At 64.0% G+C, this 26,590-nt stretch carries 24 protein-coding genes and 1 pseudogene; 18 read left to right on the plus strand and 7 right to left on the minus strand.

Annotated features, from left to right (window positions below; genetic code table 11):
- Nucleotides 1-77 precede the first annotated feature (77 nt).
- The 8 genes from A9762_RS01255 to A9762_RS01290 all read left to right on the plus strand — a co-directional run bounded on the left by A9762_RS01255 (nt 78) and on the right by A9762_RS01290 (nt 9,381).
- Nucleotides 78-1,094: a zinc-binding dehydrogenase gene (locus A9762_RS01255; RefSeq protein WP_069340212.1), complete on the plus strand. Its 1,017-nt coding sequence runs from the start codon at nt 78-80 to the stop codon at nt 1,092-1,094.
- Nucleotides 1,091-1,522 (plus strand): PaaI family thioesterase, encoded by a 432-nt coding sequence (locus A9762_RS01260; protein ID WP_069340213.1) that lies wholly within the window; start codon nt 1,091-1,093, stop codon nt 1,520-1,522. Before A9762_RS01255 ends, A9762_RS01260 begins: the two co-directional genes overlap by 4 nt.
- 103 nt (nt 1,523-1,625) lie before the next feature.
- Nucleotides 1,626-3,275: an ABC transporter substrate-binding protein gene (locus A9762_RS01265; RefSeq protein ID WP_069340214.1), complete on the plus strand. Its 1,650-nt coding sequence runs from the start codon at nt 1,626-1,628 to the stop codon at nt 3,273-3,275.
- Nucleotides 3,276-3,288: 13 nt separating this feature from the next.
- Entirely contained in the window at nt 3,289-4,281 is a 993-nt protein-coding gene (locus tag A9762_RS01270) for an ABC transporter permease (protein WP_069340215.1), read from the plus strand.
- A gap of 46 nt (nt 4,282-4,327) precedes the next feature.
- Nucleotides 4,328-5,242 carry an ABC transporter permease gene (locus A9762_RS01275; RefSeq protein ID WP_083253523.1) on the plus strand — a complete coding sequence of 305 codons (915 nt, stop codon included), beginning with the start codon at nt 4,328-4,330 and terminating at the stop codon, nt 5,240-5,242.
- 54 nt (nt 5,243-5,296) lie between these two features.
- The gene (locus A9762_RS01280; RefSeq protein ID WP_069340216.1) at nt 5,297-6,859 is read left to right on the plus strand and encodes a class I adenylate-forming enzyme family protein; all 1,563 of its coding nucleotides are present in this window, start codon (nt 5,297-5,299) and stop codon (nt 6,857-6,859) included.
- Nucleotides 6,856-7,644 carry an SDR family oxidoreductase gene (locus A9762_RS01285; RefSeq protein ID WP_069340217.1) on the plus strand — a complete coding sequence of 263 codons (789 nt, stop codon included), beginning with the start codon at nt 6,856-6,858 and terminating at the stop codon, nt 7,642-7,644. The genes A9762_RS01280 and A9762_RS01285 overlap by 4 nt, the downstream gene beginning before the upstream one ends.
- A 75-nt stretch (nt 7,645-7,719) precedes the next feature.
- Nucleotides 7,720-9,381, plus strand: a complete 1,662-nt coding sequence (locus tag A9762_RS01290) for an ABC transporter ATP-binding protein (RefSeq protein ID WP_069340218.1) — start codon at nt 7,720-7,722, stop codon at nt 9,379-9,381.
- Here A9762_RS01290 and A9762_RS01295 read toward each other — a convergent pair whose 3' ends face one another.
- A complete protein-coding gene (locus tag A9762_RS01295) occupies nt 9,382-10,140 on the minus strand; it encodes a GntR family transcriptional regulator (RefSeq protein WP_069340219.1) in 759 nt (252 codons plus the stop codon).
- A 3-nt stretch (nt 10,141-10,143) separates the two neighbouring features.
- Nucleotides 10,144-11,148, minus strand: a complete 1,005-nt coding sequence (locus A9762_RS01300) for a glyoxylate/hydroxypyruvate reductase A (RefSeq protein ID WP_240493400.1) — start codon at nt 11,146-11,148, stop codon at nt 10,144-10,146.
- A 459-nt stretch (nt 11,149-11,607) separates the two neighbouring features.
- On the opposite strand from A9762_RS01300, the gene A9762_RS01305 reads away from it, so the two are divergent.
- Both A9762_RS01305 and A9762_RS01310 read left to right on the plus strand, forming a co-directional pair.
- A complete protein-coding gene (locus A9762_RS01305) occupies nt 11,608-12,927 on the plus strand; it encodes an MFS family transporter (protein ID WP_069340221.1) in 1,320 nt (439 codons plus the stop codon).
- 289 nt (nt 12,928-13,216) lie between these two features.
- Nucleotides 13,217-14,251: a MerR family transcriptional regulator gene (locus A9762_RS01310; protein WP_069340222.1), complete on the plus strand. Its 1,035-nt coding sequence runs from the start codon at nt 13,217-13,219 to the stop codon at nt 14,249-14,251.
- 150 nt (nt 14,252-14,401) lie between these two features.
- On the opposite strand, the gene A9762_RS01315 is transcribed toward A9762_RS01310, so the two are convergent.
- A complete protein-coding gene (locus A9762_RS01315; protein WP_069340223.1) occupies nt 14,402-15,310 on the minus strand; it encodes a LysR family transcriptional regulator in 909 nt (302 codons plus the stop codon).
- Nucleotides 15,311-15,393: 83 nt separating this feature from the next.
- Nucleotides 15,394-15,975, minus strand: coding sequence for a Holliday junction branch migration protein RuvA (gene ruvA, locus A9762_RS01320; protein WP_069340224.1), 582 nt, complete (start codon nt 15,973-15,975; stop codon nt 15,394-15,396).
- A gap of 352 nt (nt 15,976-16,327) precedes the next feature.
- Here ruvA and A9762_RS01325 point away from each other — a divergent pair, with 352 nt between their 5' ends.
- The gene (locus A9762_RS01325; protein ID WP_069340225.1) at nt 16,328-17,359 is read left to right on the plus strand and encodes a ParA family protein; all 1,032 of its coding nucleotides are present in this window, start codon (nt 16,328-16,330) and stop codon (nt 17,357-17,359) included.
- A gap of 25 nt (nt 17,360-17,384) precedes the next feature.
- On the plus strand, nt 17,385-17,960 hold the full coding sequence (locus A9762_RS01330; RefSeq protein ID WP_139133017.1) for a hypothetical protein: 576 nt from the start codon (nt 17,385-17,387) through the stop codon (nt 17,958-17,960).
- Nucleotides 17,961-18,036: 76 nt separating this feature from the next.
- On the opposite strand, the gene A9762_RS01335 is transcribed toward A9762_RS01330, so the two are convergent.
- Nucleotides 18,037-18,987, minus strand: a complete 951-nt coding sequence (locus A9762_RS01335; protein ID WP_069340227.1) for a LysR family transcriptional regulator — start codon at nt 18,985-18,987, stop codon at nt 18,037-18,039.
- 200 nt (nt 18,988-19,187) lie between these two features.
- Between A9762_RS01335 and gtdA the strand changes: the two genes are divergently transcribed.
- From gtdA to A9762_RS01365, 6 genes are all read left to right on the plus strand, one after another.
- Nucleotides 19,188-20,225, plus strand: a complete 1,038-nt coding sequence (gene gtdA / locus A9762_RS01340) for a gentisate 1,2-dioxygenase (protein ID WP_069340228.1) — start codon at nt 19,188-19,190, stop codon at nt 20,223-20,225.
- A 114-nt stretch (nt 20,226-20,339) separates the two neighbouring features.
- The gene (locus A9762_RS01345; protein ID WP_069340229.1) at nt 20,340-21,038 is read left to right on the plus strand and encodes a fumarylacetoacetate hydrolase family protein; all 699 of its coding nucleotides are present in this window, start codon (nt 20,340-20,342) and stop codon (nt 21,036-21,038) included.
- Nucleotides 21,039-21,047: 9 nt separating this feature from the next.
- Complete coding sequence (maiA, locus tag A9762_RS01350) at nt 21,048-21,689, plus strand: maleylacetoacetate isomerase (RefSeq protein WP_069340230.1); 642 nt, start codon at nt 21,048-21,050, stop codon at nt 21,687-21,689.
- Between the two features lie 115 nt (nt 21,690-21,804).
- Nucleotides 21,805-23,022 carry a 3-hydroxybenzoate 6-monooxygenase gene (locus A9762_RS01355; protein ID WP_069340231.1) on the plus strand — a complete coding sequence of 406 codons (1,218 nt, stop codon included), beginning with the start codon at nt 21,805-21,807 and terminating at the stop codon, nt 23,020-23,022.
- A 137-nt stretch (nt 23,023-23,159) separates the two neighbouring features.
- Nucleotides 23,160-24,503, plus strand: a complete 1,344-nt coding sequence (locus tag A9762_RS01360; RefSeq protein WP_069340232.1) for an MFS transporter — start codon at nt 23,160-23,162, stop codon at nt 24,501-24,503.
- A 112-nt stretch (nt 24,504-24,615) separates the two neighbouring features.
- Entirely contained in the window at nt 24,616-25,557 is a 942-nt protein-coding gene (locus tag A9762_RS01365; RefSeq protein WP_240493401.1) for a 2-hydroxyacid dehydrogenase, read from the plus strand.
- Between the two features lie 14 nt (nt 25,558-25,571).
- Here the strand turns inward: A9762_RS01365 and A9762_RS01370 are convergent, their stop codons facing one another.
- Both A9762_RS01370 and A9762_RS01375 read right to left on the minus strand, forming a co-directional pair.
- Nucleotides 25,572-25,823, minus strand: a complete 252-nt coding sequence (locus A9762_RS01370; protein WP_069340233.1) for an MJ0042-type zinc finger domain-containing protein — start codon at nt 25,821-25,823, stop codon at nt 25,572-25,574.
- Nucleotides 25,824-26,040: 217 nt separating this feature from the next.
- Nucleotides 26,041-26,571, minus strand: a pseudogene (locus A9762_RS01375) (hypothetical protein); the annotation flags it as partial.
- Nucleotides 26,572-26,590 lie beyond the last annotated feature (19 nt).

Raw genomic sequence — 26,590 nt, forward strand, 5'->3', positions numbered from 1 at the left:
CACTCTCTCCGTTTTTCAACAAGGATCGGCGTCTGCCCGAGGGGCTCGCTCATTCTGAATTCGACTCAAGAACCGACATGAAAGCCATCGTATTGCGTGAACACGGCGACAACAGCGCGCTGAAACTCGAAACCGACTTCCCGGACCCCGTTGCGGGCGAAGGTGAAGTCGTGCTGCGCGTGCGAGCGTCGTCGCTGAACTATCACGACGTCTTCACGCGCCGCGGCATGCCCGGCATCAAGCTGCCGTTCCCCGTCATCATCGGCCTCGACGTCGCCGGTGAAATCGCCAGCATCGGCCCCGGCGTACAGGGCTGGTCGGTCGGCGACCGCGTGCTGGTCGATCCGATCAACCGTGTGACCGGTGGCCTCGTCGGCGAGACGACGCATGGCGGTCTGGCCGAACTGTGCCGTGTGCCCGAGCATCAACTGGTGCGTCTGCCGGACGCCGTCTCGTTCGACGACGCGGCAGCGCTTCCCGTCGCTTACGGAACCGCGCTGCGCATGATGCAGCGCATCGGTCAGATCAAGGCCGGCGAGCGCGTGCTGATCCTCGGGGCGAGCGGCGGCGTGGGTGTGTGCGCGGTTCAACTCGCCAAGCTCGCAGGCGCGGAAGTCATCGCCTGCGCCGGCTCGCGTGAGAAAGGCGAGCGCCTGCGCGAATTGGGCGCTGACGACATCATCTATTACACCGAAGAAGACTTCGTCGATGTGATCCGCACGCGCTACGGCAAGGCCGCGCGACGTCGCGGTGCGGCCAACAACGGCGGCGTCGATGTCGTCGTGAACTTCACCGGCGGCGATACGTGGACGCGTTCGCTGCGCACGCTGCGTCAGGGCGGTCGTGTGCTCACGTGCGGCGCTACCGCCGGTTTCGATCCCAAGGAAGACCTGCGCTTCATCTGGACCTTCGAGTTGCAGATTCGCGGCTCGAACGGCTGGGAGCGCGAAGACCTGCATGAACTGCTCGACCTCGTCGCGAGCGGCAAGCTGCGCGTGCTGGTCGACAAGAAATGGCCGCTCGAAGACGGTGCCCAGGCACTCGCCTCACTGGAAAACCGCCAGATCGTCGGCAAGGTATTGGTGGGCGCATGAGCACGACGACCCAAACCCTCTCCGTCGCACAGGTTCAGCAAGCCTTCGACAACTCGACGTTCATCGCCTGGCTCGGCATGCGCGTCGTCTCGCTCGATCACGACGCGCAGATCATCGAAGTCGAGATCCCCTTTCAGGCGTCGTTCGAGCGCGGCAAGGGCACACGTCAGTGGCATGGCGGCCCGCTCGCTGCCGTGATCGACACGGTCGGCGACTTCGCAGTGGGCATGCTCGTCGGCCGGGGGTTGCCGACGGTCAACTTCCGCGTCGACTACCTGCGCCCGGCCATCGACACCGACCTGCGCGCCGTTGCGCGCGTCCGTCGACTGGGCAAGAGCATCGGCGTCGCGGACGTCGATCTGTTCAACGCGCAGGGTGCGCTCGTCGCCATCGGCCGGGCGAGCTACGCCACGTTGCCGCCCGCCTGATTCGATTCGCCAGAACCACTCATTCACTCATCCGCTCATCTGCCCAGCCGATTGAAGGCGCCCCGCGAGATCGCACCGGCGCCCCGCTTTTCCGGAGTTCATCATGCGTAAGTCCCGGGGTCTGTCCCGTCGTCAGTTTCTCCACCGCAGCGCGACCGGCGCGCTGGCCGCCACCTCCGCCACGCTCGCGGGCACGGCCGGCTGGCTGGTGTCGCCGACACGCGCCTTCGCGGCAGACGCTGCGCCACATCGTGGCGGCACGCTCGTCGCAAGCTGGGGCGGACTGGAACCGCAAGCGCTCTTCGTGCCGGGCGGCGGCGGCTCCAGCCCGTTCATGACGTCGACGAAGATTCTCGAACGTCTACTCAAGATCGACGAGAAGCTCGCGTTCCAGCCAGTTCTCGCGACGGACGTTCGCGCATCGGCCGACTTCAAGACGTACACCGTCGCGCTGCGCAAGAACGTGCTGTGGCATGACGGCAAGCCGTTCACGGCCGACGACGTCGTGTACAACGTGCAGGAGCACTGGAAGCCCATCGCGGCGGGCGTCGCGCTGAAGTCGCTCAAACGCGTGAGCGCGACCGACGCGCATACCGTCAAGCTGGAATTCTCCACCCCTGTGCCGGAGTTCTTCTTCAAGTCGATCCTGGCCGGTCAGTATCAGGTGGTCGTGCCGAAGCATCTGTACGAAGGCAAGGACATCATCACGAATCCGCTGAACAACGCCCCGATCGGCACCGGACCGTGGAAGTACGGTCAGTGGGTTCGCGGCAGCTACGTCTCGTACGCGCGCAACGCGCAGTACTGGAACGCCGCGCAGCCATATCCGGAGAAGCTCATCATCCGCTGGTGGGGCGATCCCGCGTCGCGCTCTGCCGCGTTGGAAACAGGCGAGTTGCAGGTGGCCTTCTCCAACCCGGTGCCCGCACGCGACATCGATCGCCTTGTGAAGACGGGCAAGATCGCCGTGGACACGCGCGGCTACGAGAACGCGGCGTGGACGGTCACCGTCGAGTTCAATCAGCGCCGCGAGCACGTGAAACGTCGTGAAGTGCGTCAGGCGATCCTGCACGCCATCGACCGCAAGTTCATCATCGACACGATCTATTTCGGACGCGGCAAGCCCGCCGTCTCGCCGATCTTCCGCACCAACCCGCTGTTCTTCACCGACGACGTGCCGAAGTACCCGTTCGATCCCGCCAAAGCCAACGCGCTGCTCGATGCCGCCGGCCTGCCGCGCAAGAACGGCTCGCGCTTCACGATCAATCTGGTCGCCGCCGCGTGGTTCGAGGAAAACGCCAAGCTCGGCCAGTACCTCAAGCAGGCGTTGCAGGACATTGGCATCACCGTGAAGCTCGATTCGCTCGACCGCGCCACCGCGCTCAAACGCATCTACAGCGATTACGACTACGACATCGCCGTCTCGAACTTCACCGCGCCGCTGGAACTCGTGCCGGTCGTGACGCAGTTCTTTACGACCGACGGCATCGTCAAGGGCGCCGCGTTCCGTAACGCGACCGGCTACTCGAACCCGGCGATGGACGCACTCGTCGACAAGCTCACCGTGGAGACGGACAACGCGAAGCGTCAGAAGCTCGCGCACGACTTTGCGCGACTGGCCGCCACCGACGTGCCGCTGGTGCCGCTCGTCGAGATGGAGTCGTTCACGCTCTCGCGCACCAACGTTCGCAACGCGACTACCAGCGCCAACGTGCAGGGCGACGCGCTGGCCGACGTCTGGCTCGCCTCGTAAGGAGCCGGCTGCCATGGTGACGCGTCTGCTATTGCGCCGCATCGTTCAGGCCGTGCCGCTGCTGCTCGGCGTGATCGTCATGAACTTCTGCCTGATCCAGTCGGTACCCGGCACCTTGCTCGACGTGATGACCGCCGAGCAACAGGTGACCGATCCCGCACTGATCGAGCGGTTGCGCGTGACGTACGGCATGGACAAGCCGCTGTGGCAGCAACTCCTGCACTACATCAACTCGGTGGTGCATCTCGATCTCGGCTATTCGTATCGTCACAACCTGCCGGTGTTCGATGTGATCATGGCGCACCTGCCCGCCACGCTGGTGCTGATGCTGGCGAGCCTGCTGATTGCTGTGGTCGTGGGCGTAGCGGCCGGAGTCATCGCCGCCGTGAACGTGAACACGTGGCGCGACACGCTCGTCTCCATTGCCGCCGTGGTGTGCTTCGCCGCGCCCAGCTTCTGGCTCGGGATCATGCTCATCATCCTGTTCTCGGTGAAGCTCGGCTGGTTCCCCGTGGGCGGCATGACGACCATCGGCATGGACTACGGCACCGGCCTCGTAGGGGCGTGGCATGCCTCGCTCGACGTGTTGCATCACCTCGCGCTGCCTGCGCTCACGCTCGGCCTCTTCTACGCGGCAACTTACGCGCGGGTCATGCGGGCATCGATGCTCGAAGTGGCCCGTCAGGATCACGTGCGCACCGCACAGGCCAAGGGTCTCACGCGACGCGCCGTGATCACGCGACACATGGTGCGCAACGCGATGCTGCCGGTCGTCACGCTGCTTGGCCTGCAACTCGGCACGGTGCTGGGCGGCAGCATCGTCGTGGAGGCGGTTTTCAGTTGGCCCGGCATCGGGGGTGTGCTGTTCGACAGCGTGATGAGCCGCAATTACCCGGTCGTGCTGGGCTTGCTCGTGCTCAGTTCCGCGCTCGTCATCGTCGCGAACATTGCCGTCGATCTGATTTACACGCGACTCGATCCGCGCATTCGCACGCATGGCGTGTGAAACCCCGGCCCGTATCGTGCTTTCCCGTAATGAACTGGCTTGCCTTATGACGTCTTCCGCCGAACCCGCTCTCGATGCGCTCGCCACGCGCAACGCCTCCGACCTGCCACGCGCCACACGGCGCGGCGCCCATGCGTGGCGTCAGTTCGCGCGCCACGGCGGTGCCGTCGCCGGTGCGCTGCTGCTCGCCGTCATCGTGATCGTGGCGCTGTGTGCGGGCTGGTGGTATCCCGGCGATCCGCTGCGTATCGTGGCCACGCCGGAGATCTGGCCCTTCGAGCAATGGCAGTACCCGCTCGGCACCGATGCGCTCGGGCGCGACATCGCCGCGATGCTCGCCCACGGAGCGCGTGCGACGCTCGCCATAGGGCTCGTGGCGAGTGTCGCCGCCACGGTCATCGGGGTCTCGATCGGTGCGATGGCCGCGTGGTGGGGCGGGTGGATCGACGAAGTCCTGATGCGCTTCACCGAACTGTTCCAGATCGTGCCCAACGTGGTCTTCGTGCTCACGGTCGTCGCCATCCTCGGCCCGCGCATCGAGAACACCATCATTGCCGTGGCGCTCGTCTCGTGGCCCGCCATTGCTCGTCTCACGCGGGCGGAGTGTCTGTCGTTCAAGTCGCGCGAATTCGTGCAGGCCTGCCGCACGGTCGGTCTCTCGCCCTGGCGTATCGCGCTGCGTGAGGTGCTGCCTAACGCGCTGCCGCCCGTGCTCGTGATGGGCACGCTGGTCGTGGCGGGCGCCATTCTTTACGAATCCGTCGTGTCGTTTCTCGGACTCGGAGATCCGAACATCGCGAGTTGGGGGCGCCAGATCGGCGAGGGCCGCACGCTGATCCGCTCGTCCTGGTACCTGTGCGCCGAACCCGGCATCGCCATCATGCTCGCCGTACTTGCGCTCAACCTCGTGGGCGACGGGCTGAACGACGCTCTGAATCCCGCGCTACGGAAGAAACGCTGAACATCGCGCCCTCGCGCATTGCCCCCTATTGCCTCTATTGCCCGACGCAAACTTATGACTCACCGCTGGCACAACCTCGGCGACCTCGTCGACCGAACCCTCAGTCTCGAGACGACGGCCATCGTCGACCTGCGAGACGACACGCATCCGCGCACTTACACGCACGCCGACGTCGACCGTCTGGCCAACGGCGTCGCCACCGCATTGCGCGCTCGCGGGCTGCCCGACGGCGCACACGTCGCCATCGCCTCGCTCAATCGTGCCGAGTACCTCATCGCCTACTTCGGCATCATGCGCGCGGGATACGTCGCGGTGCCCATCAACATCAAGCAGTCGCGCGAGATCCTGGATTACGTGATCGACGATGCGGGCATCTCGCTGGCGTTCGTCGATGCCGCTCGGCACGAGGCGCTCGCCGCACGCGTGCCCGTCATCGATTTCGACGATGCAGGGCCGGACGGCTTCGCCGCCCAGATTCCGCCGGCCGACTTCGATGCCGTGCGTCCGGACGATAACCGCGTTGCCCAGATGCTCTACACGTCCGGCTCCACCGGCAAACCGAAAGGCGTACCGCTCACGCACACCGGTCAGTTGTGGGCGTTGGCCGCGACTCACGCTCAGCCGGAGCATCCGTCGGCGCAGCGCTATCTGCTTGCGCAACCGCTGTTCCACATGAACGGCCTGTTCATGGCCAAGCGCGCCTTCTCCGTGAACGGAACGCTGGTGATCCTGCCGTCGTTCGATGTGACGTCCTATGTCGACGCGCTGGAGCGCTATCGCATCACCGTACTGACGGCCGTGCCGACGATGTTCGCGCGGCTCGTCAAGGACCCGCAGACACTCGCCGGTCGCGACGTATCGTCGCTCAAGCGCGTGATGCTCGGCTCGGCGCCCATGAGCACGGCGTTGCTCGCACACATTCAGGCGGCGTTCCCGGAGACGCACATCCATCACGGTTACGGCACGACGGAAGCGGGGCCGAGCATCTTCGGTCCGCACCCTGACGGTATCCCGCTGCCACCGCTCGCGCTCGGCTATCCGCTCTCGCCCGACGCGGTGAAGCTCGTCGACGGCCCCGACGCGCATCAGGGCGTGCTATGCATGCGCAACCCCGCGGTGATGCACGGCTATCACCGACTGCCCGAGAAGTCCGCACAGGTGCTCGACGACGGCTGGTACTACAGCGGCGACGTCATGCGACGCGACGCCAACGGCTTCTTCTACTTCGTGGGACGCGCCGACGACATGTTCGTCTGCGCCGGCGAGAACATCTATCCGGTGGAAGTGGAGAAATTGCTGGAGGCGCATCCGGAAGTGCGTCAGGCGAGCGTGGTGCCGTTGCCCGACGAGGAACGTGCCGCCGTGCCCGTCGCCTTCGTCGTGCGCCAGCCCGGCAGCACGCTGAGCGCCGAGGATCTCAAGCAGCATGCCCTCGCCAACGGTCCGGCGTATCAGCATCCGCGCCGCGTGGCTTTCGTCACCGAACTGCCCTGGGCGGGGACCAACAAGGTCGACCGTCATGCCCTGCTGCAACAGGCGCGCGCGCTCGAAGCCTCCCGGGGGTGGAGCGACGGCCGTGCTAACTCTCTTTCGCTCACCGGAGCCCATGCGTCATGAGTCTTCTCACCGAATCCAGCGATCCGATCCGTCTCGACGGGAAAGTCGCGCTCGTCACCGGCGCCAGCCGTGGCATTGGCCGTGCCATCGCCATCGCGCTGGCGGCACGCGGCGCAACGCTCGGCGTGCATTACAACGCGGCATCCGCCGACGCCGAAACGCTTGTCGCACAACTCATCGCCGGTGGCGCGCGCGCCTTCGCGGTGCAGGCGGATCTCGCGTCTGCCGATGGGGCGCAGCAACTCGTCGAACGTTTCATCGGCGCACTGACCGCACATGACCTGCCGCCGCAGTTCGACATCCTCGTGAACAATGCGGGCGTCGGTTTGCGCGCTCGCATCGATGCGGTGACGCCCGAGGACTTCGACCGTGTCCTGCAAGTCAATCTCAAATCGCCGTTCTTCCTCATCCAGCATGCGCTCCGGCATGTGAAGGACGGCGGGCGCATCGTCAACGTCTCCTCCATGGGCACGCGTGCGGCCTATCCGGAGATGAGCGTCTATGCACCGGCGAAAGCCGGTCTGGAAGCGCTGACGCTGTCGCTTGCCGCCGATCTCGGCGCCCGTGGCATCACCGTGAACGCCGTGCTGCCGGGGGCGACGGCCACCGATCTGAACAAGCGCGCGAGCGACCCGGTGGCGCGTCAGGTCATCGCACAGACTGTGGCGCTCGGCCGGGTGGGCGAGCCGCGCGACATTGCGGACATCGTGGCCTTCCTCGCCAGTGATGCAAGCCGCTGGATCACCGGTCAATCCATCGACGCGAGCGGCGGACAGCGCCTCTGATATCGGTCAGAACGCGCTCCCGCCACTTCCTTCGCGAACCTTCGCGCCCCTCCGCGCCCCTTACGGACAGTCACCATGACGACTCTGCTCGACGTCGAACATCTCACGCTCGATCTGCCGCCCAATGCCGATCGCCTGCATGCGCTTCACGACGTCTCGTTCTCGCTCGCGCGCGGCGAGATCCTGTGTATGGTCGGCGAAAGCGGCTCGGGCAAGTCGATGACCGCGAGCGCCCTGCTCGGCCTGCTGCCGCCCGGCGTGCAAGTCAGTGGCGGACGCGTCGCCTGGGAGGGCGCGGGCAATCTGCTGACGCTGCCCGAAGCCGAGCGCCGCCGCTGGCGCGGCTCGCGCATCGGCATGATCTTTCAGGAGCCGATGACCGCACTCAACCCGCTGCGCACCATCGGCGATCAGATCGCAGAGGTCTATCGCACGCACACCCGACTGCCGGGCAGCACGATTCGGGCACGCATGCTGGAATGGCTGGAAGCCGTGCACATTCCGTCCCCCAACGATGCAGCGAAGCGCTATCCGCACGAGCTTTCCGGCGGACAGCGCCAGCGCGCGATGATTGCGATGGCGCTCGCGCTCGAACCCGAACTGCTGATCGCAGACGAACCGACGACAGCGCTCGACGTCACCACGCAGGCGCAGATTCTCACGCTCATTCGGGAGCTTCAGCAACGCAAGGGGACTGGCGTGCTTTTCATCACGCACGACTTCGGTGTCGTGGCCGAGATCGCGGATCGCGTGGCCGTCATGCGGCATGGAGAGATCGTCGAGCAAGGCACGGCGCAGACGATCCTGACACGTCCGTCGCATGAATACACACGTTCGCTCATCGCAGCCGTCCCGGCATTGCCATCGGCCTCGGCAGCTAATGCCTCCCCGGTCCAGCGCGACGATGCCACGCCGCCGGTGCTGCGCATCGAACAGGTGCGCAAGACCTACGCGAAGCATGGCTGGCTGGGCAAGAAGGCGCAGGCACACACTGCGGCATTGCGCGACGTCAGTCTCGACGTCGGACGCGGCAAGACGCTCGGCATCGTGGGCGAAAGCGGCTCGGGAAAGTCTACGCTTGCGCGCTCGATCCTGCGGCTGATGACACCCGACGCGGGACGCATTCTCTACGGCGACACGGATCTGGCGTCCGGCTCGCTCGACGCCAACGCGCGGCGCACGGCACTCGACATTCAGATGGTGTTTCAGGACCCGTTCAGTTCGCTGAACCCGCGACGTCGCGTGGGCGATATCGTCACGCAGGGTCCGATTGCGCGCGGCGAGCCTCCGCGTGAAGCGCATGCGCATGCGCTTGAACTGTTCGAGCTGGTCGGCCTGAGCGCCGATGCGCTCGATCGCTTTCCGCATGAGTTCTCGGGCGGACAGCGTCAACGCATCGGGTTGGCGCGGGCATTGGCGATGCGTCCGAGGGTGCTGGTCGCCGACGAGCCCGTGTCGGCGCTCGACGTCTCCGTACAGGCGCAGGTGCTTCGTTTGCTTGCGCGGCTCAAGGCGGAGTTGGGCCTGTCGATGATCTTCATCACACATGACCTGCGCATCGCGGCACAGTTGTGCGACTCGCTCGCCGTCATGAAGTCGGGCAGTGTGGTCGAGTACGGCGAGACGTCGGCGATCTTTCGCGCGCCGTCGCATCCGTATACGCGCGCGCTGCTCGACGCGATTCCGGGGCGCGCACGAGAATCGCGCACCGAAGCTCAGGTGCTCACCGCCGCCTGATCATTTGCGCAGATCGGCGATCGACAGGTATGGCAGCCACGTGCCAGACGCCGACAGACTCGCAAACACATGTTCTTTCGTCTGCTGAAGGAAGGTCTCGATGTGCTGGCGCGCGAGCGCTTCTGCGCGCGGCGCATTGCCTGTCACCAGCGCACCGATGATGCTCTCGTGATCGTGTTCGATACGCGGGCGCACGCCCTGTACGCCGAAGCCCAGCGACACGAGACGCGCCATGTCGTCCATCAATCCGGCAAGCGTCCGATACAGGCGAGCATTGCCGCTGGCGGCCGCAATCGTCAGATGGAACTTGCGGTTCGTGTGCAGGAACCACTCGATCTGATGGTCGATGGGCTTGTGGGCGAACGGCGCCTCGCAAGCTTCGTCCAGTCGCGCAAGCAGTTCGGTGTCGACGTTGCCGCACGCGAGCCGCGCCGCCATCGGTTCGAGCTGGGCGCGCAGGGTGAAAATCTCTTCGACGTCGGCGAGGGTCACCGGCGAAATGCGATATCCCTGACGAGGAATCGCACGCGCAAAGCCTTCATGCACCAGCCGTACCAGCGCCACACGACAACTCGTGCGCGCAATGCCGTACCGACGCATCAACTCCGCTTCGCTCACCACCGCACCCGGCATGATCTCGCACGTCAGCACGTCGTGACGGATACGCTCGTAGGCATCGTCGCCGCGTGCCAGCGCGACGGCTTCTTCGCTATCGGACGTCCTGATGGAAGACACAGAGGCGGGTGAGGCGGGAGACATGACTTAGTACCCTCTTGCGGCGTCGTAGACGAATGGCAGCGGTGCGCCGCGCCGATGCGCACCGAGCACTTCCGCCACCTGACGCGCCCGTGCCGCATACGACACCGTCGACGCGATATGTGGCGTGACGAATACCTTCGGATGATGGCGCAGCGTGTCGCCCGGCGGCAGCGGTTCGACGTCGAACACATCGACGAAGGCCGAGCGCAGTCGACCGCTGTCGAGCGCATCGAGCAACGCCTGTCGGTCGAGATGTGCGCCACGACCGACCTGAATGACGCTCGCGCCGGGCGGCAACTGCGCGAACAACTTGCGTCCGAGAATGCCGCGCGTTGCGGGCGTATCGGGCAGCAGATTGACGAGGATGTCGGTCTCGGCGACCAGCGCATCGAGTTGCGCGTCGCCGGCGAATACGTTCACCCCGGTGAGCCGCTTCGGCGTGCGCGACCAGCCGTTCACGCGAAAGCCGTTGGCATACAGACGGGTGGCGACGGCACTGCCCAGCTCGCCCAGCCCCAGCACACCGACACGTGTGTCGCGCGCGAGGCGTCCGGTCAGCTCGTTCGCCCAACGCCCGTCGTGCTGTGCCGCGACGAGCGCGGGCATGTCCCGGACGATGGCCAGCGCCGCGAACGTCACGAAGTCGCTCATGCGCTCGCGCGTCTCGTCCGTCACCATACGAATGATGGGAATGTTGGCGGGCAGTGCCGGGTCGGCCAGGATGTGATCGACGCCCGCCGCCGCACTCAGGATCAGGCGCAGTCGGGGGTAATGGGCGAGACGTCCGTGATCGGGCTGGTAGACCAGCGCATATTTGACGTTGCGGGCGTCGACGAACGGGTCGTCCCAGCCATAGACGCGCAGGCCCGGCATCAGCCGCGCGAAATGGTGTTGCCATTCGGTCAGCGCGGCCACGCCGCCCGACTTGATCAATAACGTATCGCCTTGCATGACTTCGGGGGATGGCGCCTCGCGCCTGGGGGCGAGGGCTTCAGGATGGAGCGGCATCCCATGCTACCGGCCACCCCGCGCGCGGCTAAGCATTTGTTATCGAAAAGCTTATGAATGTCCGGAAGAAATGCACGTGGCGACAGGGCATAAGCCTCCAGGAAGCGCGCAAACCTGCCCGGGCAACGTCCCACGCGAAAGAATATTTCTCGAATTTCCGGTGTATTTCGCGTGCCTCGTCCCGTTAGCCGAAACGCTCGTCGTCTGACGCAAACGTCCGCCGGGCGGGCGTCATCACCATGCTGCGACGCAACAATTCGATCGATTGTTGCGATATTCACAATAATCGATCTGTCACGCGGGCATTGTCTGCCCCCGCTGACAACCGCTATAGTTGGCCCGCCCCCGCGACGCGATTCGCTTATTCCTTCGCATGTGAAGGACCTACGAGGCGAGCAAGCGCATCAGCGTCATGTTGCAAACGTAGTTATCAATGCGATGCCCCCATCGCCAGTAGAAATGAGAGAGACAGCGACATCCAACGCAGGAATCAGCAACCCGCCCCCCACCCCTGAAGAAGTCCGCAAGCGCGTTTTCGCGATCGTGGCCGCGTCGTCAGGGAATCTGGTCGAGTGGTTCGACTTTTACATCTATGCCTTCTGCGCGATCTACTTTGCGCCGGCGTTCTTCCCGAGTTCGGACCCGACGGCCCAGTTGCTCAACACCGCCGGCGTCTTCGCAGCCGGCTTCCTGATGCGCCCCATCGGCGGCTGGATCTTCGGCCGCATTGCCGACCGTAACGGCCGCAAGAACTCGATGGTCATCTCGGTGATGATGATGTGCTTCGGCTCGCTGCTGATCGCGGCACTGCCGACGTACGCCAGCATCGGTAACTGGGCCCCGGCGCTGCTGCTGCTCGCGCGTCTGCTCCAAGGCCTGTCGGTCGGTGGGGAATACGGCACGACGGCGACGTACATGAGTGAAGTGGCGCTCAAGGGCCGTCGCGGCTTCTTCTCGTCGTTCCAGTACGTAACGCTCATCGGCGGCCAGTTGCTCGCCGTGCTCGTGGTCGTGATTCTTCAGCAGTTGCTCAGCGAAGCTGAACTCAAGGCCTGGGGCTGGCGTATCCCGTTCGTGGTCGGGGCGATCACGGCAGTGGTGGCGCTGATGCTGCGTCGCACGTTGCATGAAACGTCGACGAGCGCGAGCCGTAACAACCGCGACGCCGGGTCGATTGCCGGTCTGTTCCGTCATCACAAGGCCGCGTTCTTCACGGTGCTCGGCTACACCGCCGGCGGGTCGCTGATCTTCTACACGTTCACCACGTACATGCAGAAGTATCTGGTGAACACGGCCGGTATGCCGATCAAGACGGCGAGCTACATCATGACGGGCTGCCTGTTCGTCTACATGTGCATGCAACCGATCTTCGGCATGCTCTCGGACAAGATCGGCCGTCGCAACAACATGCTGTTGTTCGCCGGCCTCGGTGCGATTTGCACGGTGCCGATCCTCACGGCGCTCAAGACCGTGCAAAGCCCGACGAGCGCGTTCTTGCTGATCTGCCTGGCGCTGGCTATCGTGAGCTTCTATACGTCGATCAGCGGTATCGTGAAGGCCGAGATGTTCCCGATCGAAGTCCGCGCGCTGGGCGTGGGTCTGGCCTATGCGGTCGCCAACGCCATCTTCGGCGGCTCGGCCGAATACGTGGCGCTCGGCCTGAAGAAAGCGGGCATGGAGCCGACGTTCTACTGGTACGTCACCGGCATGATGGTGCTGGCGTTCCTGGTGAGCCTGCGCCTGCCACGTCAGGCAAAGTACCTGCATCACGAGCATTGATCCTGACGGCAAAGGTGCGGACTCGAAGGTAGTCACTGTCGAGCCGCGCCTTCGCCGACACATCAGTATCTCGACGCTTTACCTCACGTGGCGCGCTCCGGCGCCCACGTGACGGCCTGATCTCCTTCCCGGCTTTCCCCTCCGCTTACCCTTTCGTCCCACACTTCGATGTGGCGGCGTGCGGTGACACCGTCGATAGCGACTGGCGTCCATCGCATAGAATCGCTTGACCCTCACACTACGTGAGGCTTCAGCCTTGTCACACGCCAGAAGATTACGGGGGAGTTCCATGCGGCTTAAAGTCGGCGAATTGGCGAAACGCAGCGGCCTGACGGTACGCACGCTTCATCACTACGACACGCTGGGTCTGCTCTCGCCTTCGGCGCGCTCCGATGCCGGCTATCGGCTCTACGATCTCGGCGACATCACCCGTCTGCATGAGATTCAGGCGTTGCGACGCTTCGGCATGTCGCTTGCCGACATCGGTCAATGGTTGGCAAACCGGGACACGTCGTCCGACACACTCGATTCGCTGATTGCACGTCAGATCGATATGCTCACACGGCAGATCGACGACGCGAGTCGTTTGCGTAGTCGACTCGTGCAACTGCAAACGCAACTGGCGTCAGGCGTCGCCCCGGATCTTGCCGAATGGCTGTCAACGCTGGAGTTGATGAATATGTACGAGAAATACTTGTCACCGGAAGAACTCGCTCGCTTCCCGCTGTATAAAAACAAGCAGGCGTACGCGTCGGATTGGCCCGCCATCGTGGCTGAAGTTAGCGAACTCATGGCGCGGGGCGAACCGCCCGTGAGCGAGGCAGCGCAGGCGGTCTCGCGGCGCTGGATGGCGATGGTCGAGCGCGATACGGGGGGCGACGCGCGTCTGCTTGCCAAGCTCAACGCGATGCATGAGAACGAGCCGTCGATGCGCACGCAAACCGGCATCACCGCCGGGTTGATGCAATACATCAAGGTCGCCTTCGCACAAACGAAGCTGACGATTTATCGACGGTATCTCAACGATGCCGAATATCGCTACCTCGAAGCGAACTACCTGACTTACACGGACGAGTGGCCGGTGCTCATCGGCGCGTTGCGCGAGCAACTCGAAGCCGGTGCGCCGCCCGATGCGCCGCAAGTTCAGGCACTCGTGAGTCAGTGGATGACCTATTTCCGGTCGTACGCCGGCGACGACCCTGCAACCCATGTGAAGCTTCGCGAAGCTCATCGTCTCGAACCCGAGTTGATGGCGGGTTCGCTCATCGACGCGCCGCTACTTGAGTATGTGAAGTTGGGTGTTGCGGCGATGATGCGTGGTTGATAGGTGAGTTAGAGACCGTTGACACGCGGTCGGCGGTCCTCGCAGACGATGCACCGGTGGTGCCGCGAGTTTGTGACGAGGATCGCCCGCGTGACACCGGTACCAGCGGTCCGCCCTGCGCGTCGCGACTCGTGCAGGGCTGTAACGATGTCAGATGTCGTCCCCGGCAGCCAGCTTCGCGCTTTCCCAGATGGCGTCGAGCACGGGGTGCGGCTGGTGCCGTCGCCGATAGAGCGCGATGTCGAAACCGATCTGCCAGTCCTTGCCACCCACGATGGCGAGCGTACCGCGCGCGACGTCATCGGCCACGAGACGCTGCGGCAACCAGGCAATGCCGGCACCGCGTCGCGCCATCGCGAGAATCGCTTCGTAGGAATCCGCCTGATAGACGGGCTTGAGCGTCGGACGATTCGGCATCTCGGCCAGATGGCGCGCGAGCACCGCCCGCAACGTCAATGTCCGGGTGAACGCCAGCCACGGTATCGACGCCGGACCAGCTGCGAGCCGGTATCTGGCGCGGCCCTTGGCATCGAGCGCACTGACCGGCACCAGCACTTCGCGCGCCACGCTCAACCAGTCGAATCGTTCCTGGTCGATGAGAAGACGCGTGTGCGCACTGGAATAGACGATGAGCAGATCGACTTCACCGGCCGCAAGTCGCAGGATGGCTTCCTCTGCGCCGCCCGTCGAAAGCGTTGCGGTAAAGAAGCCGATGCGCGAGACGGTTTCGTCGTACCAATCGGGGAAGAACGTGGCGGCGAGCGTACGTCCGGTGGCGATCCGCAGGTTGTTTTCGAGCGTGGGCGCGGCGTCCTGCAACTGCGTGCGGGCGCTGTGAAGAATATCGAGCGCATTGGTGGCGGCGTCGAGAAACACCGTGCCCGCCGCCGTCAGTTCGAGCGGCTTGCTGCGCTCGACGAGTCGCGTGCCGACCCACTCCTCCAACGCGCGAATACGTCGACCGAATGCCGGATGCGTGACGAACCGGTTCTCCGCCGCCCGCGTGAAGCTGCGCGTGCGGGCCAGTTCGACGAAGTCTTCGAGCCATCGCAGTTGCATACCGTCTCCTCGCTACCGTCCCACGTTTGTCGCGCGTTCGCGCAACATGACTGCGTATCCACGCTCAGGAAGCTCAGGCAGTCTCAGGCCTTCGAGAGCGACTTGAGCGCGTGCTTGATGCCGTCGGACACCGTCGTGCCGTCGGGCACGGACTTGACTGCGGCCAGCGCTTCCTTGTCGGAATAGCCGAGCGCAAGCAGTGCGTTGACGACATCGCTCTTGTGGTCGTGCGGCACGGCCGCGCCGGCCACGGTGCCGAGTTGTGCACCGAGCTTGCCCTTGAGTTCGAGCAGCAGGCGCTCGGCTGTCTTCTTGCCGATGCCGGGGATCTTGGTCAGACGCCCCGACTCCTGGAGCGTCACGGCCTGCGCGATATCGGCCACGCTCATGCCCGACAGAATCGCCAGCGCCGTGCGTGCGCCAACGCCCGAGATCTTGAGCAGTTCGCGGAAGGTATTGCGCTCGTCCGGCGAGCCGAAACCGAACAGCAGTTGGGCGTCTTCGCGCACGATGAACTGCGTGAGCAGCGTGACGCGCTCGCCGACGTTCGGCAGGTTGAAAAAGGTGCTCATCGGCACCGAGATTTCGTAGCCCACGCCCTGGCAGTCGACCAGGATGTGCGGCGGATTCTTTTCCAGCAGCGTGCCGGAGATGCGGCCAATCATTGACGCCCCGAGAGAGTGACTTCGACAGGCGGCAAGTGTAGCAAACCGTTCGATGCGCTTTGGGGTTTGTGATGCGGCTTTGCGCGGGCGACGCGCAAGACTTGGGGAACGTCGGATAAATGGGTTCGATCGGGTTTAGCTAAGCCATTGAAAGCTATGCGATTCCGATGTGCTTGTGTCTCTTCGAGTGTCGGTGGCCTCTGGGGATTCTTGCGAGACTGTGCATCCGTTTCGCAGACCACACTTCGACATGACCTACCGCCGATCACGACAACCTCGGTTCAAACACCATTCTGAAACGTTCGACGGGCATCCCGTCGTACTTCCTGGCGCATCCATTCAGGAGACGAAAATGGCGAAGCGTCTGGTGCCGATTAACTACACCGCCGGCATTAGCAATACCAGTTTCATTTATCACCTGGGCTGGCTGCTGGCCGAGAATTACCGCGTTCTGCTCGTCGACGCGGACCCGAAATGCGATTTGACCAGCCTTGTTCTGCGGGAGGGGTTTGACCAGCACTACCGCGCAGAAACCACGTGTCGTCACAATCTGAAAGATGCAACGCGTGCGGCATTCGAGCTGGACGCCTTTCTCATTCGCGAAATCGACTGCCCTGCACCACCTGAGTCTCCCAATTTGCGCCTATTGCCGGGACACACCAATCTGGCGGAATGCGACTTCCAACTCACGCTTGTGCAGGATGCCAATGCGAGATTCGAGTCGATGGAGAACACACCGGGTGCTTTCCACCATTTGATTTCATTGTGCGAACGGAAGTACGACATCGACTTCACCTTGATCAATGTCCCGGCCGGGTTCGGTGGCGTCAGCGCGAACCTCTTTATGCATAGCGATGTTTTCGTTGTCCCTGTCACACCTGATCCTTTCGCGGTCAAAACGCTGCACAGGTTGAAATACGTGCTCGCCCGATGGATCAACTGGAAGAAGAATTCGATGGAAGCTTTCGCAAGAACGGCATACCCGTTGGGCCACGGGACACCGAAGTTTGGCGGAATATTGAACCGCCCACTTGTCGATTACACCGGGTCGATAAAAAGGCCAGCGTCAGAGGATGTCGAGAAAATCAGATTCGCAATATCCAACGACTTTGTTCCCCATCTGTCCACAAAGGGAATGACTTTCCCACCAGAGCAGTATCCGCCCAGTCTACTGACGGAGGGGTTTCATCTTGGTCAAATCGAGGATTACAGCGAACTCCACAGGAAGTCGCTGAAAGTTGGCATCCCGGCTTTTGCGCTTTCCGATTCAGACATCGACGCGTTTGGCGCATCGATGGCACATGTAAAGATGCAACGCGACCATCTTCGCATCCAACTTGAATCCGTCGCGGCCGACCTTGCCTCGCTACTGAACCATGCATGATGCGCTCGCCGCCTTTCGATCCAATATGGACGACGTTGAAGCCTTCGCGTCTTTCTATGACTTCCTCGTGGAGAACATGCGGGGACAGAAGAGTCTCGACGATCTGCTTCGTTCGAAGATCGTCTGTTCTGTCAGCGCGTTCGACAAACTCCTGCACGACATCATTCACATCGGGATTATCGATATTTACTCCGGCAACCGAACCTCCACGCCAAAGTATCTCGACGAGCCGATTCCACTCGGCGTCGTTGCCCAATTGAAAGGTGTTGAAGACGCTCCCCGGAGCAACATCTTCTCTCAAACCATTCGCGACAAACTGCGTGCAATGTCCTTCCAGCACCCGGACAAGGTCGTCGATGGACTCAGCTACATCTGGCACGAGAAGCGCAAGTGGAAGAAAATCGCGTCGGCGATGGGAGAAGACGAAGCGACCGTGCGTGTATTTCTCTACGAGGTAGTAAGAAGAAGAAATGCCATCGCCCACGAAGCAGACGTCCACCACTTCCTTCAGGCGAAGCGCCCGATCGATCGCGAGATGGCCACCGATTTCACCCGATTCATGCGTCGACTAGGCGAAACCATTCACGAACTCGTGCGCTGATCTCGGCGGCTACGCCGCACTTTCGAGGCGGCCTGGGAGCCGCCGCCGTTTGCTCGTTTATCGCTCCCCGCCGCCATCACCCCTCGCCTTCGATCCCTTCAACGAGATCCCCTGTCGAGCGGGCGGCGGCCGAGCGCAGGCATTCGAGTGCTTCGACGACTGCTGCGCGGTTTGCACCGTCGTCGCGCCAGTACATCGATACGCCGCCGAACCCCGCGAGGCGTAGCGGCACGATGCGCAGTGCGCCCAGCGCTTGCAAGCGACTCGCTGTGCGGTGAGACGCAAGACCGATCATGTCGCTGTTATTGAGCAGCGTGAGATTGAGAATCGTCGAATTCGATTCAACAGTATCGTTTGGCAGCGGATACCCGGCCTCCGCCAGCGCCGCCTCCAAGGCGTTGCGAATCGGTGTGCCACGCGGCCACACGACCCATCGGTAGTGCTGGATGTCCGACCAATCCACCGACGCGCGCGAAAACACCGGATGCCGTGCACGCGCCACAAAGTGCAACGGCTCCAGATACAACGCTTCCGTGCGCACGTTCCGGTCTTGCAATTCCGGCGCCGAGCGTCCGACCACGATGTCGATCTCGCTATGCGCCAGTTGGTTCATCAGCCGGTCCATCGTGTTTTCGACGACCCGCGCCTGCACGCGCGGCATGCGCTGCAACAGCAGCAGCACCGCGAGCGGCACGGTGTCCGCCGACGACGCCCCCGAGGTGCCGATCGCGACCAGTCCGCTGCCGCCCTCGCGCATGGCGTCGAGATCGTCGCGTGCGGTGTCGAGTTGCGCTTCGATGCGGCGAGCGTGCTGGATCAGCGCCTCCCCGTAAGACGTCGGACGCAAACCTCGCGCCTGTCGCTCGAACAGCGGCAGGCCGATGTCGTCCTCGAGATCCTTCAGCCACTTCGACAACCCGGGCTGCGTCGTGTTGAGCAACGCCGCAGACTGGCTCATGTTGCCGGTCTCCGCCAGGGTCAGCAGCATCTGCAAGTTGCGCAGACGCAAACGATGGGTCCAATCCATGCGTCGTCTCCAGATGCCGGTGCGGCACCCCAAAACCACCCGAGTCATACGATTTTTCGTATGGATCCGATGATTTTTTCATTTCAAAGAATATGTCTCGCCGAGTATAACGCTATCCATAGACCCGAAAGCCACGGCACTGCCGCATGGCTGCGCTTGCCAGACAAGCAGACCGGGCCCCTTCCAATATGGAGACGAGCATGTCCGACCGCGCCCCGAGTGCAGAACGCGCCGCCTATTACGAACACATCGGTCACAACCACATGGCCCCGCTGTGGGAATCGCTGCACAGCCTCGTGCCGCCCCAGCCGCGCCCGCGCGTGGTGCCTGCCATCTGGAAATACAACGAAGTGCGTCCGCTGGTGATGGAAGCAGGACGCGTCATCAGCGCCGAAGAAGCCGTGCGCCGTGTTCTGATTCTGCAAAACCCCGGCACCCCGGGCTCGTCGAGCATCACCGGCTCGCTTTACGCCGGGCTGCAACTGATCCTGCCGGGCGAGATCGCACCGAGCCATCGTCATACGCAATCGGCACTGCGCTTCATCGTGGAAGGTCGCGGCGCGTGGACGGCGGTCAACGGCGAGCGCACCACCATGCATCCGGGCGACTTCATCATCACCCCGTCGTGGACATGGCACGACCACGGCAATCCGGCGGACGGTGAGCCGGTCGTGTGGCTCGACGGTCTCGACATTCCGCTGGTTCAGTATTTCGACGCCGGCTTCGCCGAGAACTACCCGGAATCGCAGCAACCCGTTCAGCGCCCGGAAGGCGACAGCTTCGCCCGCTACGGGTTCAACATGCTGCCGGTGCATCACAAGGTCAGCGACCCGACGTCGCCGATCTTCAGCTATCCGTACGCGCGCTCGCGCGAAGCGCTCGACACGCTGTACCGCAACGGCGAACTCGATCCGTGGGACGGTATCAAGCTCCGTTATGTGAATCCGGCGACCGGCGGCTGGCCGATGCCGACGATGGCGACGTTCATGCAGTACCTGCCCGCCGGCTTCCAGGGCAAGACGTACCGCAGCACCGACGCCACCGTCTTCTCGGTCGTCGAAGGCCGCGGCACCGTGCGCATCGGCGACGAAGTCTTCCAGTTCGAACCGCGCGATCACTTCGTGGTGCCGTCATGGGCGCCAGTGCAACTCGCCGCGCTGGAAGACGCCGTGCTGTTCAGCTACTCCGACCGCCCCGTGCTCGCCGCGCTGAATCTGCTGCGCGAATCGCGTACCTGAGCGGCATACGTCAACGAAACGACGACCCTGCGCCCCGCCACGCATTCGACGAATGCGAGCGGTGCGCGGTCAACCTTCTCTCTGTCTTCTCTCTGATCCGACGAGTCAAACACCATGTCCTACGTCTTCACTCCGCCCGCCGTCGTTGGCATTCCCGTTGTCGGCAGCAACGACCAGTTCGCCGTGCGTCGCGTGTATTGCGTCGGCCGCAACTACGCCGCTCACGCCCGTGAAATGGGCTTCGATCCGGACCGTGAACCGCCGTTCTTCTTCTGCAAGCCGGCCGACGCCGTGCTGCCGGTCGCCTATGGCGATACGCTGGAGCTCAAGTACCCGGCGCAGACGAGCAACTATCACTACGAAGCGGAACTGGTCGCCGTGATCGGCAAGGCCGGTTCGGACATTCCGCTCGATCAGGCGCTGGAGCACGTGTGGGGTTACGCCGTGGGTCTGGACATGACGCGTCGCGACCTGCAAATGAAAATGCGCGAGATGGGTCGTCCGTGGGAAATCGGCAAGGCGTTCGACGCCTCGGCCCCCATCGGCCCGATCCATCCGGTGTCGAGCATCGGTCATGTCGAAAAGGCCGCGATCTCGCTGACGGTGGACGGCGTACAAAAGCAGAAGAGCGACGTGACGCACCTCATCTGGTCGGTCGCCGAGACCGTGTCGTATCTGTCGCAATTCTTCCGTCTGGAGCCGGGCGATCTCATCTACACCGGCACGCCTGAAGGCGTCGGTCCGGTGAAGGCAGGCGAGACGATGGTGACGGCCGTCGAAGGACTCGGCGAGATCACGGTGCGTGTGGTCTGAGGCATCGTCATGCAGCTCTACAGCTTCTTCAATAGCTCGACGTCGTATCGCATTCGCATCGCGCTTGCGCTCAAGGGCATTGCGTTCGACACCATCCCGGTGAACATCCGCGTCGGCGAGCACCGCGCCGCGCCCTACGTCGACGAGGTCAATGCGTCGGCTACGGTGCCCGCCATCGTCGACGGCGACTTTACGCTCGGTCAGTCGCTCGCCATCGCCGACTATCTCGACGCGAAGTATCCCGAGACGCGTCTGGTGCCGCAGGACATCGAGGCGCGCGCCCGCGTACTCGAACTCGCGATGCTCATCAGTTGCGACATCCATCCGGTGAACAACCTGCGCATCCTGAAGTATCTACAAGGCCCGCTGGGCCTGTCCGCCGAACAAAAGGACACCTGGTATCGGCACTGGGTGGCGGAGGGCATGGCCGGTGTCGAGCGTCTGCTCGACAGGTACGGTCACGGTGAATGGTGTTTCGGCGACGCGCCGACATTGGCCGACGTCTGCCTGATTCCGCAGATCGCCAACGCGCAACGCATGGGCTGCGATCTGTCGCCCTATCCGCGCGCGATGGCGGTGTATGCCAGGGCGACGACGCACCCGGCGTTCGTCTCGGCAGCCCCCGACCGTCAGCCGGACTACACGGCCTGAAGATGGCCTGCATGGCCTGACATGAAGCGGCACAAACTCGGCGTCGACGACCCACACGTGGTCGCGCGCCGTAGATGAAAGGCAGGAAGGGCGGAAAGTGCCCGAGGAGACAAGCATGACGCAAACCCATCAACCCAAAGCGCTCGTCGTAGGCGGGGGCATCGGCGGTCTGGCCGCTGCCCTGGCACTCGCCAATCAGGGCGTGCATATCGAATTGCTGGAGCAAGCCGAGACGATCGGCGAGATCGGCGCAGGCATTCAGTTGGCCGCCAACGCATTCGCCGCGCTCGATGCGCTCGGCGTTGGTGAGGCGGCGCGCGCACGCTCGGTCTTCACCGATCACATCACGCTGCGCGATGCCATCGACCGCAGCGTCATCGCGGAGGTCGACGTCGGTGCACCCTACCGCGAGCGCTTCGGCAACCCGTACGCCGTGATCCATCGCGCCGACATTCATCTGTCGATTCTCGAAGCCGTGCAGCGCAATCCGCTGATTCAGTTCCGCACGGCGACGCGCGTCGTCTCGCTCGATCAGGATGCGAACGGTGTCACCGTCACGGATCAGCATGGCGAGCGCCACACGGCCGACGCCGTGATCGGCTGCGACGGCGTGAAGTCTGCCGTGCGCGAAGCACTGATCGGCGACGAACCGCGCGTGACGGGTCACGTCGTGTATCGCGCCGTGGTGGACGTCGAGAACATGCCGAAGGACTTGCAGGTCAACGCGCCGGTCGTGTGGGCCGGCCCGCACTGCCACCTCGTGCACTACCCGCTGCGCGGCGGCAAGCAATACAACCTCGTGGTGACGTTCCACAGCCGCGAGCAGGAAGTCTGGGGCGTGCGCGACGGCAGCAAGGAAGAAGTGCTGTCGTACTTCGAAGGCGTCGACGCGCTGCCGCACCAGATGCTCGACCGCCCGACCTCGTGGCGACGCTGGGCCACGGCCGATCGCGACCCGGTCGAGCAGTGGAGCTTCGGGCGCGCCACGATCCTCGGCGACGCCGCGCATCCGATGACGCAATACATCGCACAAGGCGCGTGTCAGGCGCTGGAGGACGCCGTCACGCTCGGCGCCGCCTACGCCGCTGCAAACGGTGACTTTACCGACGCCTTCCGTCGTTACGAACACGCCCGCATTCCCCGCACCGCTCGCGTGCTTTACGGCGCACGCGACATGGGACGCGTCTATCACGCCAAGGGCGTAGACCGCTGGGTACGTAACTCGCTCTGGAAAGGCCGCACGCAGACGCAGTTCTACGACGCGTTGCAATGGCTGCACGGCTGGCGCGCCGAGAACTGCCTGTCGCAAACGCCGTGGCTGCCGAATGCGTGACGGCGTGAGCGCATAGCCCCACCCCGAGCATCCCCGGCATCAACCCCGCAGCGGACAAAAAAACCACCGCGCGGGGTCCTGCGGTGCGACGTCATTACGGCGTCGCACTGCGTCTGGCACCTTAGAGGAGACAACCCATGCCAGTCAGTCCCATCAACGTGACGGCGTTCATCGACCGGCATCGCATCTCGCCGTTCCAGATGATGATCGTCGTCCTGTGCTTCCTGATCGTCGCCATCGACGGCTTCGACACGGCCGCCATCGGCTTCATCGCGCCGGCGATCCGGACCGAATGGTCGCTCACACCTGCGCATCTCGCACCGCTGTTCGGTGCAGGCCTCGCTGGCCTGATGGCCGGTGCGTTCCTGTTCGGGCCGCTCGCCGACAAGCTCGGGCGCAAGACCATTCTCATCTTCTCGGTGCTGTTCTTCGGCGTCGCCAGTCTGGCATCGGCATGGTCGATGGAGCTTTGGCAACTCATCGCGCTGCGCTTTCTGACGGGGCTGGGTCTCGGCGGCGCGATGCCCAATGCCATCACGCTCACGTCCGAGTACTGCCCGGAATCGCGCCGTTCGTTTCTCGTCACGACGATGTTCTGCGGCTTCACGCTCGGCTCGGCGCTGGGCGGTCTCGCGTCTGCCGGACTGATCGAGGCATTCGGCTGGCGCTCGGTGCTGATCGTGGGCGGCGTCATGCCGATCGTGCTCGGTGTCGTGCTCATGCGTGCGTTGCCTGAATCGGTGCGCTATCTCGTGATGGCAGGGAAGTCCCCGGAACGCGTGGCCGCATCGCTGCAACGCATTGCCCCGCAGGAGGATCTGCGTGGAGCAACGTTCAACGTGGCGACGAAGCCGTTGACCACGTCGCCGGTGCGCCATCTCTTCAAGCCTGAGTTGCTGCGCGGCACCCTGCTCTTCTGGGTGACGTTTTTCATGAGCCTGCTGGTGATCTATCTGCTGTCGAGCTGGCTGCCGACGCTGCTGCGCACGAACGGCCTCACGTTGCGCAATGCCGCCATCGTCACGGCGATGTTCCAGGTCGGCGGCACGCTGGGCGCCATCGTGCTCGGCTGGCTGATGGACCGCTTCAATCCGCACTACGTGCTTGCTGCGGCTTACGTGCTCGCCGGTGTCTGCGTGGCGGCGGTCGGACCGCTGGCGAGCTCGCCGGTGCTCGCGTCGGTGGCAGTGTTCTGGGCCGGGTTCTGTGTCTCCGGCGGTCAGGTCGGCGCGAATGCGTTGTCGGCAGAGTTCTATCCGACGGATTGCCGTGCGACCGGCGTGAGCTGGGCCAACGGCGTGGGACGTATGGGCTCGGTGGTCGGTTCGGTCGGCGGGGCCTCGATGCTCGCGATGGGCTGGTCGATGCCCGCGCTCTTCGCGGCCATCGGCGTACCGGCCGTGCTCGCCGGTCTGACGATGCTCACGCTCGGGCGTCTGCGTCATCGGCAATCGGTGCTGGCTGTCGAAACGGCTGCCTGAACGTCAGCGCGCAAAGCGGCCGGGATCGGGATAGAGTGTCGTCTGACGGCGACGCGAGCGGCCTGCGCGGCCCCGGCGCCGTCAATCCAAATTCCCCCGACGGAGATTGAAGGTGTCGCTGCCCCCCTTGCTGGTCATCATCCCGATGCATCCCGAGCAGTTGTCCGAACTGCAGACCCGTTTCGACGTGATCTACCGCCCGAGCCACCACCCCACGCCCGAAGGCTGGGGACCGGAAGGCGAACGTGCGCGCTTCGTGCTCACCAACGGTTCGCGCGGCATGAGCGCGGCCGAGCTGGCGCATCTGCCGAACGTGGAGCTGGTCAGTGCGCTGGGTGCCGGTTATGAAAATCTGGATGTCCCAGCCATGCGTGCGCGCAATATCGTCGCCGTCAACGGTGCCGGGGCCAATGCACCGACCGTGGCGGATCAGGGCTTCGCACTGCTGCTCGCGGCGATCCGCCGGATCCCCGAGTACGACGCCGCGTGCCGAAAGGGTGTCTGGCGCGATGCCTTGCCGATGCAACCGGGCGTCGCGGGCAAAAAGCTCGGCATTGTTGGTCTGGGTGCTGTGGGACGCCAGTTCGCCAGGCGCGGCGAAGGCTTCGACATGCAGATCGGCTACCGCAACCGCAATCGTCGCGACGATCTGCCCGCGCATTACCAGTTTTTCGACAGCGTGCCGGCGCTGGCCGAGTGGGCCGACATTCTCGTCGTGACGGCGCCGGGCGGCGCGGAGTCGCATCACATGGTGAATGCCGACGTCCTGCGCGCGCTCGGCAAGAACGGGTTCCTCGTGAATCTGGGACGTGGCAGTGTCGTGGATACGGCAGCACTGGCCGACGCATTGCGCAACGGCGTCATTGCCGGCGCGGGGCTCGATGTGTACGAAGGCGAGCCGTCGCCGCCCGCCGCGCTCATCGACTTGCAGAACGTCGTGTTGAGCCCGCACGTGGCTGGCCGCTCCCCTGAGGCGGAAGCCGCGACGATTGCGATGTTCCTGGAAAATACCCGCCGTTATCAGGCGGGTGAGGCGGTGATGACGCCGCTGTGAGCGGCTGACATCCGTCAGTGATTATCGAGCCCGTCGATACTTCGTTCGGGCGACGGCGAGAGGGTCACGCCGTCGTTGACGGGCTCGAACTCGATGCTGCTTCGCGCACTGCCGGTGGTGAAGACGGTCTCGCAGGTGGGACACTTCACCTCGGCTTGCGAATGGAGGTAGTCGTGGAGCGCCTGCACGGTCGGCTCGCTCGCCGCCACGGCAAAACGAGACTTGCAGGTGGGGCATACGACGAAACCAGTGTGGATCGACAGCATGGTCAGCCTCCTGAGCGTTCATTGAGCGACTTCGGCGAGCGACTCCATTGCGCGACTGCGTTCGGCGATTCTACAGCCAGTCGGTACGGCGAGGCTTTCGTCGCGTCGCATCCTCCGACTCGCGACGCGACCCCGTGCGATGGTCGTTCGCGGCCACACCAATCGTCGGCTCCGCATGTGCGGCGTCGACGTCGTCACCTTGCACACCGTGGGTCCGCTGCACCGGGTCGAAGTCACGCCATTCACCGCGCTCCCACACACCATTCGCCTGTTCGATCTCTGCCGCACCGGCATCGCGCAGCACGGCAATCGCCGTATCGGCCGTCGCCTCGCTCACGTGCGTGGCAAGCATCACGCCTGCATCTCGCATGCCGGCCTCTCGCGCCGACACGCGCTCGCGGCTACGCATGCGTCCAAGGGCACCGAGAAACGCGCCCAGATAGGCCCCGGCCATCATCGCGACGACCGGCACCAGCCAGAATCGCCAGACGGTGATGAAGAGCAACGCACCCAACGCCAGCCCGAACGCGCCCCCGGCGATCACACCCTGTGCAGCGCCCTTGCCGGCCGGCCGTGCGGCGGCGTCGGCATTCACGTCGCCGCCGACGGGAAACGTCGCATGCTGCCCGGTAGGGTTCAGAAAGAAAACCGACACGTCGGACGGCCGAAACGAGCGGTCATAGAGACGGCTCGCCACCAGATTCGCCTGATCGAACGTTGTAAAACGTCCTGCCACGATCATCGCCATCGCAACCTCCCTCCGTTGT

Origin of the sequence: Pandoraea sp. ISTKB (assembly GCF_001721285.1) — a bacterium.
In the GTDB taxonomy this organism is placed as follows: Bacteria; Pseudomonadota; Gammaproteobacteria; order Burkholderiales; family Burkholderiaceae; genus Pandoraea; species Pandoraea capi.

What these genes read in the sequence shown, in the direction of transcription:
- A9762_RS01255 (WP_069340212.1), top strand. Translation starts at nt 78, where the DNA reads ATGAAAGCCATCGTATTGCGTGAACACGGCGACAACAGCGCGCTGAAA.
- A9762_RS01260 (WP_069340213.1), top strand. Translation starts at nt 1,091, where the DNA reads ATGAGCACGACGACCCAAACCCTCTCCGTCGCACAGGTTCAGCAAGCC.
- A9762_RS01265 (WP_069340214.1), top strand. Translation starts at nt 1,626, where the DNA reads ATGCGTAAGTCCCGGGGTCTGTCCCGTCGTCAGTTTCTCCACCGCAGC.
- A9762_RS01270 (WP_069340215.1), top strand. Translation starts at nt 3,289, where the DNA reads ATGGTGACGCGTCTGCTATTGCGCCGCATCGTTCAGGCCGTGCCGCTG.
- A9762_RS01275 (WP_083253523.1), top strand. Translation starts at nt 4,328, where the DNA reads ATGACGTCTTCCGCCGAACCCGCTCTCGATGCGCTCGCCACGCGCAAC.
- A9762_RS01280 (WP_069340216.1), top strand. Translation starts at nt 5,297, where the DNA reads ATGACTCACCGCTGGCACAACCTCGGCGACCTCGTCGACCGAACCCTC.
- A9762_RS01285 (WP_069340217.1), top strand. Translation starts at nt 6,856, where the DNA reads ATGAGTCTTCTCACCGAATCCAGCGATCCGATCCGTCTCGACGGGAAA.
- A9762_RS01290 (WP_069340218.1), top strand. Translation starts at nt 7,720, where the DNA reads ATGACGACTCTGCTCGACGTCGAACATCTCACGCTCGATCTGCCGCCC.
- A9762_RS01295 (WP_069340219.1), bottom strand. Translation starts at nt 10,140, where the DNA reads ATGTCTCCCGCCTCACCCGCCTCTGTGTCTTCCATCAGGACGTCCGAT.
- A9762_RS01300 (WP_240493400.1), bottom strand. Translation starts at nt 11,148, where the DNA reads ATGCCGCTCCATCCTGAAGCCCTCGCCCCCAGGCGCGAGGCGCCATCC.
- A9762_RS01305 (WP_069340221.1), top strand. Translation starts at nt 11,608, where the DNA reads ATGAGAGAGACAGCGACATCCAACGCAGGAATCAGCAACCCGCCCCCC.
- A9762_RS01310 (WP_069340222.1), top strand. Translation starts at nt 13,217, where the DNA reads ATGCGGCTTAAAGTCGGCGAATTGGCGAAACGCAGCGGCCTGACGGTA.
- A9762_RS01315 (WP_069340223.1), bottom strand. Translation starts at nt 15,310, where the DNA reads ATGCAACTGCGATGGCTCGAAGACTTCGTCGAACTGGCCCGCACGCGC.
- ruvA (WP_069340224.1), bottom strand. Translation starts at nt 15,975, where the DNA reads ATGATTGGCCGCATCTCCGGCACGCTGCTGGAAAAGAATCCGCCGCAC.
- A9762_RS01325 (WP_069340225.1), top strand. Translation starts at nt 16,328, where the DNA reads ATGGCGAAGCGTCTGGTGCCGATTAACTACACCGCCGGCATTAGCAAT.
- A9762_RS01330 (WP_139133017.1), top strand. Translation starts at nt 17,385, where the DNA reads ATGGACGACGTTGAAGCCTTCGCGTCTTTCTATGACTTCCTCGTGGAG.
- A9762_RS01335 (WP_069340227.1), bottom strand. Translation starts at nt 18,987, where the DNA reads ATGGATTGGACCCATCGTTTGCGTCTGCGCAACTTGCAGATGCTGCTG.
- gtdA (WP_069340228.1), top strand. Translation starts at nt 19,188, where the DNA reads ATGTCCGACCGCGCCCCGAGTGCAGAACGCGCCGCCTATTACGAACAC.
- A9762_RS01345 (WP_069340229.1), top strand. Translation starts at nt 20,340, where the DNA reads ATGTCCTACGTCTTCACTCCGCCCGCCGTCGTTGGCATTCCCGTTGTC.
- maiA (WP_069340230.1), top strand. Translation starts at nt 21,048, where the DNA reads ATGCAGCTCTACAGCTTCTTCAATAGCTCGACGTCGTATCGCATTCGC.
- A9762_RS01355 (WP_069340231.1), top strand. Translation starts at nt 21,805, where the DNA reads ATGACGCAAACCCATCAACCCAAAGCGCTCGTCGTAGGCGGGGGCATC.
- A9762_RS01360 (WP_069340232.1), top strand. Translation starts at nt 23,160, where the DNA reads ATGCCAGTCAGTCCCATCAACGTGACGGCGTTCATCGACCGGCATCGC.
- A9762_RS01370 (WP_069340233.1), bottom strand. Translation starts at nt 25,823, where the DNA reads ATGCTGTCGATCCACACTGGTTTCGTCGTATGCCCCACCTGCAAGTCT.